Source organism: Kitasatospora sp. NPDC085879 (assembly GCF_040686255.1).
Classification (GTDB): domain Bacteria; phylum Actinomycetota; class Actinomycetes; order Streptomycetales; family Streptomycetaceae; genus Kitasatospora.
In genome coordinates this window covers 45,063-60,231 of sequence record NZ_JBFBJZ010000002.1, presented here as the reverse complement: position 1 = coordinate 60,231, position 15,169 = coordinate 45,063, and the positions used below count along the sequence as shown (strand labels likewise).

Annotated in this window: 15 protein-coding genes; 10 read left to right on the top strand and 5 right to left on the bottom strand. The window is 75.8% G+C overall.

Annotated features, from left to right (window positions below; translation table 11 throughout):
* The first annotated feature begins 67 nt into the window (after nt 1–67).
* The 4 genes from AB0P35_RS01975 to AB0P35_RS01960 all read left to right on the top strand — a co-directional run bounded on the left by AB0P35_RS01975 (nt 68) and on the right by AB0P35_RS01960 (nt 3,814).
* The gene (locus AB0P35_RS01975) at nt 68–742 is read left to right on the top strand and encodes a transcriptional regulator (protein WP_363505110.1); all 675 of its coding nucleotides are present in this window, start codon (nt 68–70) and stop codon (nt 740–742) included.
* Nucleotides 743–863: 121 nt separating this feature from the next.
* Nucleotides 864–1,544 (top strand): DUF6629 family protein, encoded by a 681-nt coding sequence (locus AB0P35_RS01970; protein WP_363505107.1) that lies wholly within the window; start codon nt 864–866, stop codon nt 1,542–1,544.
* Nucleotides 1,545–1,562: 18 nt separating this feature from the next.
* Nucleotides 1,563–2,492: a hydroxymethylbilane synthase gene (hemC, locus tag AB0P35_RS01965; RefSeq protein ID WP_363505104.1), complete on the top strand. Its 930-nt coding sequence runs from the start codon at nt 1,563–1,565 to the stop codon at nt 2,490–2,492.
* 107 nt (nt 2,493–2,599) lie between these two features.
* Nucleotides 2,600–3,814 (top strand): saccharopine dehydrogenase NADP-binding domain-containing protein, encoded by a 1,215-nt coding sequence (locus AB0P35_RS01960; RefSeq protein ID WP_363505101.1) that lies wholly within the window; start codon nt 2,600–2,602, stop codon nt 3,812–3,814.
* Nucleotides 3,815–3,863: 49 nt separating this feature from the next.
* Here the strand turns inward: AB0P35_RS01960 and AB0P35_RS01955 are convergent, their stop codons facing one another.
* Complete coding sequence (locus tag AB0P35_RS01955; protein ID WP_363505098.1) at nt 3,864–4,355, bottom strand: DUF1877 family protein; 492 nt, start codon at nt 4,353–4,355, stop codon at nt 3,864–3,866.
* Nucleotides 4,356–4,655: 300 nt separating this feature from the next.
* On the opposite strand from AB0P35_RS01955, the gene AB0P35_RS01950 reads away from it, so the two are divergent.
* Nucleotides 4,656–5,582: an ABC transporter substrate-binding protein gene (locus AB0P35_RS01950; protein WP_363505096.1), complete on the top strand. Its 927-nt coding sequence runs from the start codon at nt 4,656–4,658 to the stop codon at nt 5,580–5,582.
* 78 nt (nt 5,583–5,660) lie between these two features.
* Here AB0P35_RS01950 and AB0P35_RS01945 read toward each other — a convergent pair whose 3' ends face one another.
* From AB0P35_RS01945 to AB0P35_RS01930, 4 genes are all read right to left on the bottom strand, one after another.
* A complete protein-coding gene (locus AB0P35_RS01945; protein WP_363505093.1) occupies nt 5,661–6,515 on the bottom strand; it encodes an SAM-dependent methyltransferase in 855 nt (284 codons plus the stop codon).
* Between the two features lie 88 nt (nt 6,516–6,603).
* A complete protein-coding gene (locus AB0P35_RS01940; RefSeq protein WP_363505747.1) occupies nt 6,604–7,569 on the bottom strand; it encodes a hypothetical protein in 966 nt (321 codons plus the stop codon).
* Between the two features lie 70 nt (nt 7,570–7,639).
* On the bottom strand, nt 7,640–8,596 hold the full coding sequence (locus tag AB0P35_RS01935) for a PfkB family carbohydrate kinase (protein WP_363505090.1): 957 nt from the start codon (nt 8,594–8,596) through the stop codon (nt 7,640–7,642).
* Complete coding sequence (locus AB0P35_RS01930) at nt 8,593–9,546, bottom strand: pseudouridine-5'-phosphate glycosidase (RefSeq protein ID WP_363505087.1); 954 nt, start codon at nt 9,544–9,546, stop codon at nt 8,593–8,595. The genes AB0P35_RS01935 and AB0P35_RS01930 overlap by 4 nt, the downstream gene beginning before the upstream one ends.
* A 109-nt stretch (nt 9,547–9,655) precedes the next feature.
* Here AB0P35_RS01930 and AB0P35_RS01925 point away from each other — a divergent pair, with 109 nt between their 5' ends.
* From AB0P35_RS01925 to AB0P35_RS01905, 5 genes are all read left to right on the top strand, one after another.
* Nucleotides 9,656–10,297 (top strand): alpha-ketoglutarate-dependent dioxygenase AlkB, encoded by a 642-nt coding sequence (locus tag AB0P35_RS01925; RefSeq protein WP_095871747.1) that lies wholly within the window; start codon nt 9,656–9,658, stop codon nt 10,295–10,297.
* Between the two features lie 57 nt (nt 10,298–10,354).
* Entirely contained in the window at nt 10,355–10,765 is a 411-nt protein-coding gene (locus tag AB0P35_RS01920) for a gamma-glutamylcyclotransferase family protein (protein WP_363505084.1), read from the top strand.
* 400 nt (nt 10,766–11,165) lie between these two features.
* A complete protein-coding gene (locus AB0P35_RS01915) occupies nt 11,166–12,134 on the top strand; it encodes a polysaccharide deacetylase family protein (RefSeq protein WP_363505081.1) in 969 nt (322 codons plus the stop codon).
* A gap of 65 nt (nt 12,135–12,199) precedes the next feature.
* Nucleotides 12,200–13,303: a GNAT family N-acetyltransferase gene (locus AB0P35_RS01910; protein WP_363505078.1), complete on the top strand. Its 1,104-nt coding sequence runs from the start codon at nt 12,200–12,202 to the stop codon at nt 13,301–13,303.
* A gap of 343 nt (nt 13,304–13,646) precedes the next feature.
* Nucleotides 13,647–14,945: an ABC transporter substrate-binding protein gene (locus tag AB0P35_RS01905; protein WP_363505075.1), complete on the top strand. Its 1,299-nt coding sequence runs from the start codon at nt 13,647–13,649 to the stop codon at nt 14,943–14,945.
* Nucleotides 14,946–15,169: the final 224 nt, after the last annotated feature.

The following is a 15,169-nucleotide window of genomic DNA, read 5'->3' as shown; positions in this document are numbered from 1 at the left end:
TCCGGGCAGACGGGACCGCGTCGGGTACGGCCGACGAGCGTGGGACCAGAGTGGAGGAGGGCCGAGGATGCACCGCAAACCGCGCCAGGTGCTGGAGGACGTCCGCCGGGAGCTCGCGCCGGGCGAGCGGGAGAACCGCCTCGTCCTCGAGATCGCGGCGGGCACCGCGCCGCTGACCGTCCTGTCGGAGCTCGCCGCGCAGCAGTACCGGATCATCGGGAGCGACCGGCGGAGCCTGCTGGTGCTCGCCGCCCGCTGCTCCGACGGCCCGGCCGGCGAGTACTTCGCCGGGCTCGCCGACGGGGAGGCCCAGGCCATGCGGCTGCTGGAGGCCTTCGCCGCCCGCTGCGGCCTCTCCCCGCGCGAGGCGGCGGCCCGCAGGCCGCTGCCGGGCTGCCAGGCGTACCCCGCCTACCTGGCCTGGCTCGCCCTGAACGGCGACCCGGCCGGGGTGGTGCTCGCGCTCACCGCCAACTTCGCCGCCTGGGGCGGCTACTGCGCCACGGTGGCGACCGGGCTGCGCCGGCACTACGGCTTCGACGACACCGACTGCGCCTTCTTCGACTTCTTCGCCCGCCCGGCCCCGGGGGCCGAGGACGCCGCGGTGGCCGTGCTGGAGTCCCTGTCCCCGGACGGCGGCCGGATCGGCGCGGGGCGCGAGTACGGGCAGCTGTTGCAGGCGTACGAGCTGATGTTCTGGAACAGCCTCGCCGACGCCCCGGCCCGCCGCCAGGGCAGATAGGCGGTGCGCCGGACGGCACCGGACGACCGCACGGCCGCCGGGGAGGTCCTCGTGTCCTGGCGAACACCCCGGCCGGACGGGCCGGGAGGCGGCTGAGCGGCGACCGGGCGGAGGAGGCGGGATGTGCTGGAGTGCGGAGGCGGACGCGGCGGCCGGGGTGCTGGTCGCCGGGCTCGGCACGGTCTGCCTGCTGCGGGTTCGTGATCCGCGGCGGCTGCCGCTGGCCGCGCTGCCGCTGCTGCTCGGCGTGCACCAGCTGGTGGAGGCGGCGGTCTGGCTGGGCGAGGACGGCCGGATCGGGGCGGGCCCGGCCCAGGCTGCGCGGACGGTCTGGGCGCTGATCGCACTGCCGCTGCTGCCCTTGCTGGTGCCCTTCGGGGTGTGGTGCGCGGCGGGGCCGGGCAGCCCGCGGCGCCGGACGCTCGGCGCGCTCGCCGTCTTCGGCGCCCTGGTGGCCGTTCCGCTCACGGTGGCGGTGCTGCGCCATCCGGTGGCCGCCGAGGTGCGCCACCACACCCTGGCGTACGCCGTCGGGGTGCCCTGGGCGCCGGTGCTGACCGCCGGCTACCTGCTGGCCACCGTGGGGCCGCTGCTGCTGGGCGGGGACGCGGCGCTGCGGCGGTCGGGCCTGGTCCTGGGCGCGGGCGCAGTGGTGTGCGCCCTGCTGTGGCGGCTGGCGTTCGCCTCCACCTGGTGCGCGCTGGCCGCGCTGGTGGCGGTCCTGCTGCTGGGCTGGTCGGGTGGTGTCGGTCCGCAGGTTCCGGCCGGGGCGGCGGGCGGTGGTCGGGAGGGGCCGAGTTGACGGCCTATCATCTCCCCCATGGCCGAACCGCTGCGCATTGTCACCCGTTCGTCACCGATGGCCCTCGCCCAGGTGGAGCGGGTCCGGGCCGAGCTCGCCGTGCTGCACCCGGGGATCCGGACGGAGGTCGTCCCGGTCACCACCTCGGGCGACCGTTGGACGGGCGACCTGGCCGCGCTCGGCGGCAAGGGTGCCTTCACCAAGGAGGTCGACGCGGCGCTGCTGGCCGGCGAGGCCGATCTGGCGGTGCACTGTCTGAAGGACGTCCCGGCCGACCGTCCGCTGCCGGCGGGCACGGTGTTCGCGGCGTACCTCGCGCGTGACGACATCCGGGACGCGCTGGTGCACCCGGGCGGGCTGACCCTCGACGAGCTCCCGGCCGGCACCCGGATCGGCACCTCCTCGGTGCGCCGGGTCGCCCAGTTGGCGGCCTCGCACCCGGACCTGGTCTGTGTGCCGATGCGCGGCAACGCCAACAGCCGGCTGGCGAAGCTGGACGCGGGCGAGGCGGACGCGCTGCTGCTGGCCGTCTCGGGCCTGGAGCGGATCGGCCTCACCGAGCGGATCAGCGAGGTGCTGGATGTGGCGGCGATGTGCCCGCCGATCGGCGCCGGCATCCTCGTCCTGCAGTGCCGGGAGGACGACACCGCCACCATGGACACCGTGGCCGGCCTCAACGACCCGCGGACCTGGCGGGAGGCGGCGGCCGAGCGGATGTTCCTGCACGTGCTGCAGGGGCACTGCAACGCGCCGATCGCCGGCTACGCGCGGGCCGAGGCCGACGGGCGGCTCTCCATGCGCGGGCGAGTGTTCTCGCCGGACGGCAAGCGGGTGCTGGACGCGCACGAGTGGGCCGGCGCGCTCACCCCGGAGGACCTCGGCACGTCGACCGCCCTCGCCCTCAAGCGCCAGGGCGCGCAGGAGCTGATCGACGGCATCGCGCACTGACTTGGCACTCTCAACGGCCGCACCGTCCGCGGGCGGCGCGGCCGTTGACAGTGCCCCGGCGGGCTCCTAGCGTGACGCAGTCGATTACCCACGAGTAGGGACTGTTGATGGCCGCGCCGCGCCCGTACGACCTCGTCCTGTTCGGTGCCACCGGGTTCACCGGCGGGCTGACCGCCGAGTACCTGGCCCGGGCCGCGCCGGAGGGCTGCCGCTGGGCGCTCGCCGGGCGGGACGCCGGGCGGCTCTCCGCCGTCCGGGACCGGCTGGCCGCGATCGACGCGCGCTGCGCGGACCTGCCACTGCTGGTCGCGGACGCGGCGGACCGGGACGCGCTGCGCGACGTGGCCGCGTCCGCCCGGGTGGTGGTGTCCACGGTCGGCCCGTACCTGCGGCACGGCGAGCCGCTGGTGGCGGCCTGCGCGGAGAGCGGCACGGACTACGTGGACCTCACCGGGGAGCCGGAGTTCGTCGACCGGATGTACCTGCGGTACCACGAGCGGGCGGTGGCGACGGGGGCGCGGCTGGTGCACGCCTGCGGCTTCGACTCGGTGCCGCACGACCTCGGCGTGCTGTTCACGGTGGAGGAGCTGCTGCGCCGCGGCGGCCCGGCGGGGCGGCTCTCGGTGGAGGGCTTCGTCCGGGCCGGCGGCACGATCTCCGGCGGCACCTTCGCCTCCGCGATGACGGCCTTCTCCCGGCCGCGGGCGATGGCGCAGGCGGGCAGGGCGCGGCGGGCGGTGGAGCCGCGTCCCAAGGGCCGGCGGGTGCGCATGCCGATCGGCCGGCCGCACCGGTCGCGGGCGGCCCGGGCCTGGGTGGTGCCGATGCCCGCGATCGACCCGCAGGTGGTGGCCCGTTCGGCCGCCGCGCTGGACGCCTACGGCCCGGACTTCGGCTACACGCACTATGCGGCGGTGCGGCGGCTGCCGATCGCGCTCGGCGGCGTCGCGGCCGTCGCGGCTCTCGCCACTGCCGCCCAACTGCCGGTGCTGCGGCGGGCGCTGGGCCGGCTGCGGAAGCCCGGCGAGGGGCCGGGTGCGGAGCAGCGGGCGCGGTCCTGGTTCGCCGTCCGGTTCGTGGCGCGGGCCGCGGGCGGGCGGACGGTGTTCACGGAGGTGTCGGGCGGCGACCCCGGCTACGGGGAGACGGCGAAGATGCTCGCAGAGTCGGCGCTCTGCCTGGCGTTCGACGAGCTGCCGCCCGTCGCGGGGCAGTCGACCACGGCGGTGGCGATGGGGCGGCCGCTGATCGACCGGCTGGTCGCGGCGGGCCTGTCCTTCCGGGTGCTGGACGCCCCGCCGAGCGCCGCCCCGGGGCGGTAGGTCACGGGGCGGGAAGGCCCACCACGGAGGCCGCCGGCCGCCGGTCGGCTCACTGGTCGACGGTGAACACGGCGGCTCGCCCGTCGGCCGCGGCGCGCGCGTAGAAGGCGCACAGTTCGCCGAACCAGTACCGGGTGTAGGCGAAGTCGTCCTCGTCGCGGGCGCCGTCGTAGTCCTCGGGGTCGAGGGCGAAGAAGCGCTCGCGCAGCCAGGCCTCGTCGAGGCCGGCCAGGGCGGCGGCGATGTCCGCGACCTCCTCCGGGGTGGTGAGGACGGCGACGTAGGCGTCGCCCTCGTGCAGCGGCAGGCCGCCGAGGACGGCGTGCGAGAGCGGGTAGTCGCCGCCCTCGTAGGTCAGGGTGCCGTCGGCGAGGCAGCGGTGCAGGGCGTCCCAGGCCTTGTCGGTCTCGGCGAGGTGGTCGCGGTCCCAGGCCTCCTCGATCTCCTCGACCACGGCGAGCACCTCCTCGTCGTCCGCGGCGGCGAGCAGCCGCGCGCTCTGGTCGGCGGTCAGTGCGAAGTGGACTCCCCGGCAGGCCATCGGCCCTCCCGTGCTGCTCGTCGGTGGTCGCTGCGGGACGCTACCGCCCGGCGCCGACAGTGCCGGTCGGCCGGCCGCCGGGTACCACCGGGTAACCGACCCGGGAGGTCGGGGAGGCGCGGGGGGTGGAAGGATGGGCGGTCCGCCCCCGGTGGCGTACCTCGGTCGACCAGGCCGCCTGCCCATCCTGCGGCGGCCTCCGGTGACGGGACCAGGTCCGCGTCGCGTAACCCTGCGGCCTCGGCGGTGTGAGTGCCATCTGCCTTCCTCCGTCTCCCTCCTGAAGGAAGCTCCCTCACCATGCTCAACTCCTCCCTGCCCCGGCGCGCCCGCGTGCCCGGACGTGCGCTCGCGGCCGCCGGTGCGGCCGGGCTGCTGCTGTCCGGCTGTGCGAGTTCCGCCTCGCCGGCCTCGGACGGCTCGTCCGACCTGCGCGACCGGGTGCCGAAGGCCGTCCGCAAGGCCGGTGTGCTGCGGATCGGCTCGTACCTCAACTACGCCCCGGTGGATTTCAAGGAGTCCGACGGCAGGCCCGCGGGCCTGGACCCGGACCTCGCCGCGGCGATCGGCAAGCTGCTCGGCCTGCGGATCGAGTTCGTCGACATGCCCTTCGACCGGCTGATCCCGGCCGTGCAGTCCCGGGACGTCGACCTGGCGATGTCCGCGGTGATCGACACCACCTACCGGCAGAACGGCATCGACGACCAGGGGCACACCTCCGGCCCCGGCGTCGACTTCGTCGACTACTTCTTCACCAGCACCTCGATCCTGGTGAAGGCCGGCAACCCGGCCCGCATCAGCGGGCTCGACAGCCTCTGCGGGCACGCCGTCGCGGTGCAGAAGGGCACGGTGCAGGCGGAGATCGTGAACCGCCAGGCGGGTGCGTGCAGCCGGTACGACCGGAAGCTGGAGGTGCACGAGCTGGCCACCGACGAGCTGGCGCTGGCGCAGGTCGAGGACGGGACGGCGGTCGCGGACCTCAACGACTACCCGGTGGCGCAGTACAACACCTCGGCGGAGCGCGGTGGCCGGTTCGAGCTGACCGGCGGGCACATCCAGTCCAGCCCGTACGCGATCACGGTGAACAAGGCGGACACCGAGCTACGCACGGCGGTCGCCAAGGCGTTGGACCGGCTGATCCGGGACGGCGAGTACGACCGCATCCTGGACAGGTGGGGCCTGCACACGGGCGAGGTGTCCAGCGCGGTGGTCAACGGCGGCCGTTGACGGCCGGGTGCCGCACGCGGTGCGCCGGGCGGACCGGCCCGAACCGGTCCGCCCGGCGCGCCGCGGAGCTGCGTGTGCTCAGGGCTTTCGGGCGACGCCCGCCCAGTACCAGGCGGCCCGCGGGTCGGCCGGCGGCTCGCCGTCCGGGCGCCAGGCCATCACGGGCACCACGCCGGGCTCCAGGATCTCCCAGTCGCCGAGGAAGGCGGCGACCTCCTCGCGGGTGCGCGGGACGAGGGTCAGCTTGCCCCGGTCGGCGGCGGCGACCACGCCGGCGACGGTCTCCGGGTCGAAGTCGGCGGTGGGGTGGGTGACGACGATGTGGCTGCCGGACGGCAGGGCGTCGAGCAGTTCGGCGACCTTGGCGTGCGGCTCGTCCTCGTCGGCGACCAGCATCAGCACGGCGACGAGCACCAGGCCGACCGGCTCGGTGAGGTCGAGGGTGCCGGTGAGCGCCGGGTGGCGCAGGATCGCCGCCGGGTCGCGCAGGTCGGCGTGCAGGTAGGCGGTGCGGCCGCGGTCGTCGCCGACCAGCAGGGCGCGGGCGTGGGCCAGCACGATCGGGTCGTTGTCGACGTACACCACCCGGCTCTCCGGGGCCTCGGCCTGGGCGACCTGGTGGGTGTTGCCGCCGGTGGGGATGCCGGTGCCGATGTCGAGGAACTGCCGGATGCCGCAGTCCCGGACGAGGTGGCGCACCGCCCGGCCGAGGAAGACCCGGTTCTCCTTGGCCATCGACCGCATGGTGGGGATGGCCTGTTCGAAGGCCTCGCCGAGGGCCCGGTCGGCGGGGAAGTGGTCCTTGCCGCCGAGCCAGTAGTCGTACACCCGGGCGGAGTGTGGCAGGGAGGTGTCGATCTCCGGCGGCTCCCAGTCGTCGAGCGGCTGTCCCGCGACGATCGACATACCGATCTCTGCCTGATTATCCGTCATGTGGCGTCGCTCCCGCGGGTTTTCGACTGTCGGTCGGCTCGCAGCCTAACCGCCCGCCCGGGCACCCGTCGGACAATCCAACGGATCGTCAGTTCGCCTTCCTCCGGCCGGACCAGAGCTTGGCGAGGCCGAGCGCCGCGGCCACCGCGATGAGCGCGGCGATCGCGTGGTTGCTGCCGCCGTCCGAGGCGGATCCGGCGGCGGCCTTGTCGCTCGGCGTCCGCGCGCCCCCGGACGGCGCCGCGGAGGCCGCGCCGGACGGCTCGGGCGCCCGGTCGCCGTTCAGCCGCAGCCGCCAGACGTCGCTCTCGGCGCCCTCGCTGCCGTAGAGCACGGCGGAGCCGTCCGCGGAGAAGGTCACCGACTCGCCCTGGCGTTGGAAGGGCACGTCGAGCGAGCGGAGCTTCTTCGGGGCGCCGTCCCAGCCGTACAGGTCGGCGTCGAAGTAGCCGCGCAGCACCAGCTGCCCGCCGTCGGGGGAGAACGCGCCGTCGGTCACCCAGGGCACGTCGGCGATCCGCCGGAAGGTGTTGACGCCGGTCGGCGAGAGCGCCTCCGGGCCCTGGTAGAGGCCGCCGCCGGACTGCTTCTTGCTGGCGATGTAGGCGCGGCCGGTGACCGGGTGCACCATCAGGGCCTCGGCGTCGCGCGGCCCGTCCTCGTAGCGGACCTTGTAGCGGACGGCGGACACCGTCTGGTCGCGCAGCTCGGCGGGCTCGGGGAAGGCGTAGATCCACACCTCGGGCCAGGTGCCGTCGAGGTTGTCGCCGATGTCGCCGACGTACAGCCGACCGTCAGGGCCGAGCGAGATCGCCTCGACGTCGCGCGGCTTCACGCCGCGCAGGGTGACGGTCGCGACGGTGCGGCCCTCGCTGTCGACGGCGTAGACGTAGGGGCCGTCGTCGCTGTCGTTGTGCGTCCAGTACACGCCGGGGTGGGCGCGGCTGGCGGCGAGGCCGCTGGACTCGGTGATCCGCTTGTCGTGGATCGTGAAGGCGCGCTCCGGCCGCTCGGCCGCGGCGGCCGGCAGCGCGGCCGGGCCGAGCAGGATCAGCAGTGTCCCGGCGGCGGCCGCACCGCCGCGCGTCCGCCTCCCGCTCCTCGTCGCTCGCTCCACCCGGCGATCATCGCACGGCGGCCCGGCCGGTCGGCGCGGAACGGTCGGGTACGTCCCGCCCCGCCCGGCCGGCCGGCGGCCGGGCACCGACCAGGGCGACCGCCGCGGCCCCGGCCCGGCAGCCGGCCCGCGCGGCCTCGACCGGGTCGGCGCCCGCGAGCCGGGCGGCGAGCAGTCCGCCGGCGAAGGCGTCCCCGGCGCCGGTGGAGTCGACCGCGGCGACCCCGGGCACCCCCGGCACCCTGGCCAGCACCCGACCGCCCGCGGCCACCAGCGCGCCCTGGGCGCCGAGCTTCACCACCGCCTCGCCGTGGAGCGCGCTGAGCCGCTCGGCGGCGGCCGCCGGGTCGCCGGTGCCAGCCAGCAGGTGCGCCTCGGCCCGGTTGGGCAGCAGCAGGCCGACGCCGGCGAAGGCCTCGCGGACGGCGGCCGGGCCGACGCGCTGCAGGAAGCCGGTGGACGCCGGGTCCGCGCTGACCGGCAGCCCGGCGGCGCGGGCGGCGGGCACCGCGAGGGCGGCCAGCCGGCGGCCGGGCCCGGAGAGCAGTTGGTAGCCGGAGAGGTGCAGTCGGGCGGCGCCGTCCAGCAGGGCCTCGTCCCAGTCCTCGGGTCCGAGTCGGACGGCGGCCCCGCCGTCGGTGACCAGGGTCCGTTCGGCGCGGCCGTCGACCAGGCTGATCACCACCGCGGTGGGCGCCTGCGGGTCGACCGCGAGGCGGGCGGTGACGCCGGCGGCTGCGAGTTCGGCCCGGTGCCAGTCGGCGGAGTCGGCGCCGGCCCGGGCGAGCAGCCGCACCTCCGCTCCCCCGGCGGCGGCCCAGGCGGCGGCGTTCGCGCCGGCGCCGCCCGGCCGCACGGCGATCCGGGCGGCGGTGTCGGTGTGCGGGGCGAGCGGGCCCTCGTGCAGGGCGACCACGTCGGTGACGACCTCGCCGACGACGAACAGGGCGCGGCCCGCGGTCATCCGAGCCGCCCCTGGTCCGGCCGGTCGGCGGCCCGGGCGACGGCGATCTCGGCGGCCAGCCGGACATTGCCGCGGACGGCCGCGAGGTTGGCCTCCAGCGAGGCGCCGCGGGTGTGCTCGGTGAGGTGGGCGAGCAGGAACGGGGTGATGGCCTGGCCGGTGACCCCGGCCGCGGCGGCGGCCGCCAGCGCCTCGGCGAGCACCCGGTCGTGCAGCTCGGGGTCGAGCTGCTCGGCAGGGGGCACCGGGTTGGCGACCACCAGCGCGGAGTCCGTGCCGCCGAGGTCGTCCTGGGCCCGCATCACGGCGGCCACCTGGGCCGGGTCGTCGAGGGTCCAGTCCAGCGGCAGGCCGGAGCCGGTCAGGTAGAAGCCGGGGAACTCGGCGGTGCGGTAGCCGAGCACGGCCACGCCCAGGGTCTCCAGCCGCTCCAGGGTGGCGGGCACGTCGAGGATGGACTTCACCCCGGCGCAGACCACGGTAATCCTGGTGCGGGCCAGCAGGCCGAGGTCGGCGGACTCGTCCTGGCTGGTGGTCCAGTCGCGGTGGACGCCGCCGAGACCGCCGGTGGCGAAGACCCGGATACCGGCCCGGGCGGCGAGGAAGGCGGTGCCGGAGACGGTGGTGGCGCCGCTCGCGCCGGTGGCGAGGGCGGGGGCGAGCTCCCGGAAGCCGAACTTGCGCAGCGAGTCGTCGGTGGCGATCCGCTCCAGCGCGGCCTTGTCGAGGCCGATGTGCGGCACGCCGTCGAGGACGGCGATCGTCGCCGGGACGGCGCCGCCGGCCCGGACGAGCTCCTCGAGTTCGACCGCGACGGCGAGGTTGCGGGGGCGCGGCAGGCCGTGGGCGATGATCGTCGACTCGAGGGCGACCACGGGGCGGCCGGCGGCGAGAGCCGCGGCGACATCGTCGGAGAGGCGCAGGGGGGTGGTGGGCGAGGGTCGGTTCATCCCCGTTTCCTGGCGCCCGCGCACCGCCTTCAAACCTGTTCGTCCGGCGGGCCCGGCGGCACGCGCGAATTATTCGCACAGATGTTCCCATCGGGCGTAGGCTGGCGCCATGCTCCAGCTCCAGGGTTCGCTGTTCGACGACACCGAGGAGATCGGCACCGGCCCGCTCGACGCCGTCCGGCGCACCGTCCTCGGCGACGGCGCCTGGATCGACGAGCAGCCGGGCTGGCTGCGCGGTGCGGGCGCCCTGTTCGAACGGCTCGCCGCCGACGTCCCCTGGCAGGCCGAGCGCCGCACCATGTACGAACGGGTCGTCGACGTCCCCCGGCTGCTCGCCTTCTACGGCGAGGACGACTTCGCCGGCGGGCCCGAGGCCCTGCCGCACCCCGTGCTGGCCGCGGCCCGGACAGCCCTCGGCGCGCACTACGCCCGCGAGCTCGGCGAACCCTTCGCCACCGCCGGCCTGTGCTACTACCGGGACGGCCGGGACAGCGTGGCCTGGCACGGCGACCGGCTCGGCCGCGGCGGCCGCCAGGACACCATGATCGCCATCGTCTCGGTCGGCGAGCCCCGTCCGCTGCTGCTCCGCCCACGCGGCGGCGGCCCGGCGGTGAAACGGCTGCTCGGCCACGGCGACCTGCTGGTGATGGGCGGCAGCTGCCAGCGCACCTGGGAGCACGCGGTGCCCAAGACGGCCCGGCCGGTCGGGCCGCGCATCAGCATCCAGTACCGGCCGCGCGGGGTCCGCTGACACCGCACCCACCGATCCGGGTACGGTGCTGCGACCCCCGACGCCCAGGAGGGCCGTGTGCCGCCCCAGCTGCCGTTCTTCGTCTACGGGACGCTCCGTCCCGGCCACCGCAACCACCAGCGCCACCTGGCCGGGCGCTGCACCGAGGTGCGCGGCGCGGTACTCGACGGCGCCGCCCTGCACCGCGGCCCCGGCTACCCGTACGTGGTCCCCTGTGCGGGGTGGCAGGTCCGCGGCGAGCTGGTGACCGTCGCCCCGGCGCTCTATCCGCGGGTGCTCGCCGAGTTGGACCGGCTGGAGGACTGCACGCCCGACGGCCTCGGCGAGTACGTCCGCGAGCGGCTGGCCGTCCGGCTCACCGACGGGACGGCGGCGGACGCCTGGGTCTACCTGGCCGGCCCCCGGGTGGCAGCCGCTCTGCGCACCGATCCCGCCCCTGTCGCCTCCGGGGACTGGGCCGACGCCTGAGGGCGCCCGCGAGGGTACCGCCCGGCGCCCGCCCGGCCGGGCCTGGACATGACGATCCCCGGCGCTCGGCTGCTGCCGTCCGCGTGTGTGGACCGTCGTCTCCTGCACGCGTCGCGCGCCGACCCGCCGGGGGTCTCGCCAGAGCCTGGATCAGGGTCACTCGGACGGCCGTCGGACGTCTCCGTCGGCGGTGCGGCTCTGCCCGGTATTCCGGTGTATTCACCAGTTTCCTCCGTCTTCGCCCCAGGTCAAGAGTGCTCAGGCAACTGTCAGGAATCACCCGGGGCGAAAGGTCAAGGGGTGGTAAAGTCCGATTCCGTTGACGCCGCATCAGCAATGCCCGGGGAGCACGGGCTCGGCTGTCCGCAACGGCGCGGGGCGGCGGCCGAAGGGGGGCGGCGTGCCGGACGTACACGCCGCCAGGGGCGGCATCACCGGCACGGCCCCGGCGGACATCCGCAGGAATCGGATCGACACCGTGCTGCGCCATTCGCCGCTGCAGCCCGTCTTCCGCGCCCTCGCCGCCGGCCGGCTGGCCGTCCTCGCCTACCACGGCATCGACGACCGACGGAGCTTCGCCGCTCAGATGGCCAGGCTCGCCCGCACCGCACGCCCGGTCTCGCTGGCCCGCGTCGAACAGGCCCTGCGCGAGGGCCGGCCGCTGCCTCCCCGCAGCGTCCTGGTCACCTTCGACGACGGCGACCGCTCGCTGCTCACCCACGGCCTGCCGGTCCTCGCCCGGCACGGCATCCCCGCCGCGGCGTTCGTGATCGCCGGGCTGATCGGCGGCGACCGGCCGTTCTGGTGGTCCGAGGCGGCCTTCCTGGTCGGGCACGGCGGCACCGCCGACGGCCTGCCGCCCGGCACCGCCCCGGACGCCGCCGTCCGGCTCCTCAAGCGGCTCCCCGACGGGGAGCGCCGCCGCCGGCTGGAGGGGCTGCGCAGTACCGCCGCCGCACCGGCGCCCCGCCAGCCCCAGCTCTCGCCCGAGGACCTGCGCACCCTGCGCGATGCCGGGGTGGCGATCGGCAACCACACCGTCGACCATCCGTGCCTGGACACCTGCACCCGCGAGGAGTCCGCGGAACAGGTCGAGCGGGCGCACCACCTGCTGGCCGGATGGCTCGGCGAGGAGCCGACCTCGTTCGCCTACCCGAACGGCAATCCCGACCCGCACGCCGAACGCGCCCTGGCCGGCCTCGACTACCGGACGGCCTTCCTCTTCGACCACCGGCACGACCGGCGGCTGCCCCGGCAGCCGTTAAGGATCAGTCGCCTTCGGGTGAACGCCTGCACAACCCCGCACAGGTTCGACACCATCCTCTCGGGGCTGCACCCCGCGGTGCACCGCCTGCGCGGCGGCAGCTGACGGGCGCGGCCGCGACGGACCGACTGGGGGCGGGCCCGGACCGCCGGGCCGGAGGGGACACCCGCATGACCGCACCGACGCCGGGCGACCGGCCCGAGATCCACCGCACGCCGTCCGCGCTCGACGGCGCGACCGTCGACGGCTGGCGCCGCCTGGTCGCCGCCGACCCGCACGGCTCGTGGTTCGCCACCCCCGAGTGGGTGCTCTCCTGGTGGGAGACGCTCGGCGCCGCGGGCCCGTCGAACGGCCCGGCCGAGGTCGCGGTCTGGCGCGGCCCGGGGGGCGGGGTCGAGGCCGTCGTCCCGCTGCTGCACACCCGGCTCCGGCTGCACCCGCGGCTGCCGTTCACCGCCCGCTGCCTGACCCTGCTCGGCACCGGCCCGGGCGCCGCCGACCACTGCGGCCCGGCCGTCGCCGCCCACCGCCGCGAGGACGTCCGCGACTGGCTCACCGCCCGCGCCCGGCGGGCCACCCTCTGGCTGCCCGACCTCGACCCGGCGGCCGCCGGGTCGCTGCCCGCGGCGGCCCGCCCCGTGGCCCGGTCGGCCTGTCCGCGCGCCGATCTGACGGACGGCCACGACGCCCTGGGATCACGGCAGTTCCGCTCCACCGTCCGCCGCTACCGGCGCAAGCTGGAGTCCGCCGGCGTGGCGTTCCGCTGGGTGCCCCCGGCCGAGGTCCGGCCCGAGCACCTGGACGCCGTGCTGGCCCTGCACCGGCTGCGCCGGGCCGCCCTCGGCCGGCCGACCACCTTCGACGAGCACCGCCGCCCGCTCCACCTGCGGTTGCTGGAGCGCTCGGCGGCCGCCACCGCCCCCGACGGCCAGGGGCCCGCGTTCTGCCTCGCCGAGCACGGCGGCCGCACCGTCGGCGCGCTGTACGGATTCCGCTGGAACGGCTCCTTCGCCTACTACCAGATCGGCTGGGACCAGGCCTGGGCACCGCTGCGGCTGGGCACCGTGCTGATCTCCGAGACCGTCCGCGCCTGCGCCGAACAGGGGCTGCACACCTTCGACTTCCTGCGCGGCACCGAGCCGTACAAGTACCGCTTCGGCGCGGTCGACCACCACGACGACACCCGGCTGCTGCCGCGGGGCCCGTCCGGCGCGCTGCTCGCGCTCAAACACCGCGTCAAGACCGCCCGGCCGAAGGAGATTCCCGCGGACTGAGGTCCGCCCAGCCGTACCGGACCGACCGGCTCGGCCGTGCCGGGCCGATCGGCTCCGCCGCACCGAAGAGTGCTCATGCCAATCCGACATGCGGGATCCTCCGGCCGTCGGCGGGCCGAACCCTTGACAGGTGCGGGATGCTGCCAGCAAGGTCCTGGGAGCGCTCCCACAGGTGTTCGGACGGAACCCGTGGGGCGCCTCCCACCCGATCTGTCAGTGAACGAGGCACCACATGCCAGGGACCAGACGCCGCACACCCCGCTCCCCCGCCGCGGCCGGATCCGGACACCGGCCGCCGACCGCGCCCGAAAGCCGGGACGCGCCCCGCCACCGCCGACGACGAATGCTCAGGGCAGTCGCCGCGCTGAGCTGTACGGCGCTCGCCCTGACCGCCTGCAGCAGCGGCCCCGCCACCGCGCCGCAGGCCGAGTCGCCGTTCGGCGAGACGGTCACCCTGAAGGTGGGGACCTTCGGCTCGTTCGGGTACCGGGAGGCCGGGCTGTACGCGGAGTACATGGCGAAGCACCCGGAGATCGTGATCACCGAGGCGGCCACCCAGGACAGCGAGGCGTACTGGACGGAGCTCGCCGCGGGGCTCGCCGGGCAGGGCACCAAGCCGCTGTCCGACATCCAGGCCGTGGAGGTCGGCTACATCTCCGAGGCCACCGGGCCGCTCGCGGACGGCTTCGTCGACCTGCGCACGGCCCCCGGCGTCCGGGCCTCGACCTGGCTGCCGTGGAAGTCCGCCCAGGCCACCACGCGCTCGGGCGCGCTGGTCGGACTCGGCACCGACACCGGGCCGATGGCCGTCTGCTACCGCAAGGACCTGTTCCAGAAGGCCGGACTCCCGTCCGACCGCGAGGCGGTCGGGAGACTGTGGGCGGGCGACTGGTCGAAGTTCGTGGACGTCGGCCGCCGCTACAAGGCGCACGCACCGGCGAGGACGACCTTCACCGACTCGGCCGGCGGCCTGTTCAACGCCGTGCTGTCCAGCGAGCCCGAGCAGTACTCCGACGCCCGCGGCGATCTCGTATACGAGGACAGCCCCGGCGTGAGGAAGGCCTGGGACCTCTCCGTGTCCGCCGCCCGCTCGGGACTCACCAGCGGCCTCAAGCAGTTCGGCCCGGAGTGGAACGAGGCACTGTACCTCTCCGGCTTCGCGACGATCGTCTGCCCGTCCTGGATGACCGGTGTGATCAGCAAGTACGCGGGCGACCGCGGTGAGGGCCTGTGGGACATCGCGCCCGCACCGGCCGCCGGCAACTGGGGCGGCGCCTTCCTCGCCGTGCCGAAGGCCGGCAAGCACCAGAAGGAGGCCGCCGCGCTGGCCGCCTGGCTCACCGCCCCCGAACAGCAGGCGAAGGTGTTCGCCGCGACCGGCAACCTGCCCTCGGCCACCGCCGCGCTGGAGTCGCAGACCGTCCAGAACGCCACCAACCCCTACTTCAACAACGCCCCCACCGGCCGGATCTACGCGAGCGCCGCCCGCACGATCCTGCCCGCCCCGATCGGGCGGATGGACGGCACGGTCAAGGCCGCCATCAGCGACGTCGCCCTGGTGGACATCGCACGGAACGGCGCCGACCCCAGGAAGGCCTGGAACAGCGTCGTGAAGCAGATCGGCGAGAAGACCGGCGGCTGACCGTCCGGGCATCCGCCCGGGGCACCCCCGCCACCGGGCAGTGGGAGCGCTCCCGTATGCTGGGACGCAGCCCGGTTCCGCGCCACCCCCCGCGGCGCGGGACCGGGCTCCCGTGGCCGTTCCGGCCCGTCGGCCGGAACGGCGCAGGTCCCGGCCTGCGGCTGCCAGGTGCGTGTGGGGCACCTCCCGGCCGCGGGCCGGCCCGTTCGGCGTGCGGCGTTCCG

Bases quoted from the DNA above. Each gene is read 5' to 3' on its own strand.
- AB0P35_RS01935 (WP_363505090.1), bottom strand. From the start codon at position 8,596: ATGACCGCGGGCCGCGCCCTGTTCGTCGTCGGCGAGGTCGTCACCGAC.
- AB0P35_RS01910 (WP_363505078.1), top strand. From the start codon at position 12,200: ATGACCGCACCGACGCCGGGCGACCGGCCCGAGATCCACCGCACGCCG.
- AB0P35_RS01975 (WP_363505110.1), top strand. From the start codon at position 68: ATGCACCGCAAACCGCGCCAGGTGCTGGAGGACGTCCGCCGGGAGCTC.
- AB0P35_RS01955 (WP_363505098.1), bottom strand. From the start codon at position 4,355: ATGGCCTGCCGGGGAGTCCACTTCGCACTGACCGCCGACCAGAGCGCG.
- AB0P35_RS01930 (WP_363505087.1), bottom strand. From the start codon at position 9,546: ATGAACCGACCCTCGCCCACCACCCCCCTGCGCCTCTCCGACGATGTC.
- AB0P35_RS01970 (WP_363505107.1), top strand. From the start codon at position 864: ATGTGCTGGAGTGCGGAGGCGGACGCGGCGGCCGGGGTGCTGGTCGCC.
- AB0P35_RS01945 (WP_363505093.1), bottom strand. From the start codon at position 6,515: ATGACGGATAATCAGGCAGAGATCGGTATGTCGATCGTCGCGGGACAG.
- AB0P35_RS01905 (WP_363505075.1), top strand. From the start codon at position 13,647: ATGCTCAGGGCAGTCGCCGCGCTGAGCTGTACGGCGCTCGCCCTGACC.
- AB0P35_RS01960 (WP_363505101.1), top strand. From the start codon at position 2,600: ATGGCCGCGCCGCGCCCGTACGACCTCGTCCTGTTCGGTGCCACCGGG.
- hemC (WP_363505104.1), top strand. From the start codon at position 1,563: ATGGCCGAACCGCTGCGCATTGTCACCCGTTCGTCACCGATGGCCCTC.
- AB0P35_RS01950 (WP_363505096.1), top strand. From the start codon at position 4,656: ATGCTCAACTCCTCCCTGCCCCGGCGCGCCCGCGTGCCCGGACGTGCG.
- AB0P35_RS01925 (WP_095871747.1), top strand. From the start codon at position 9,656: ATGCTCCAGCTCCAGGGTTCGCTGTTCGACGACACCGAGGAGATCGGC.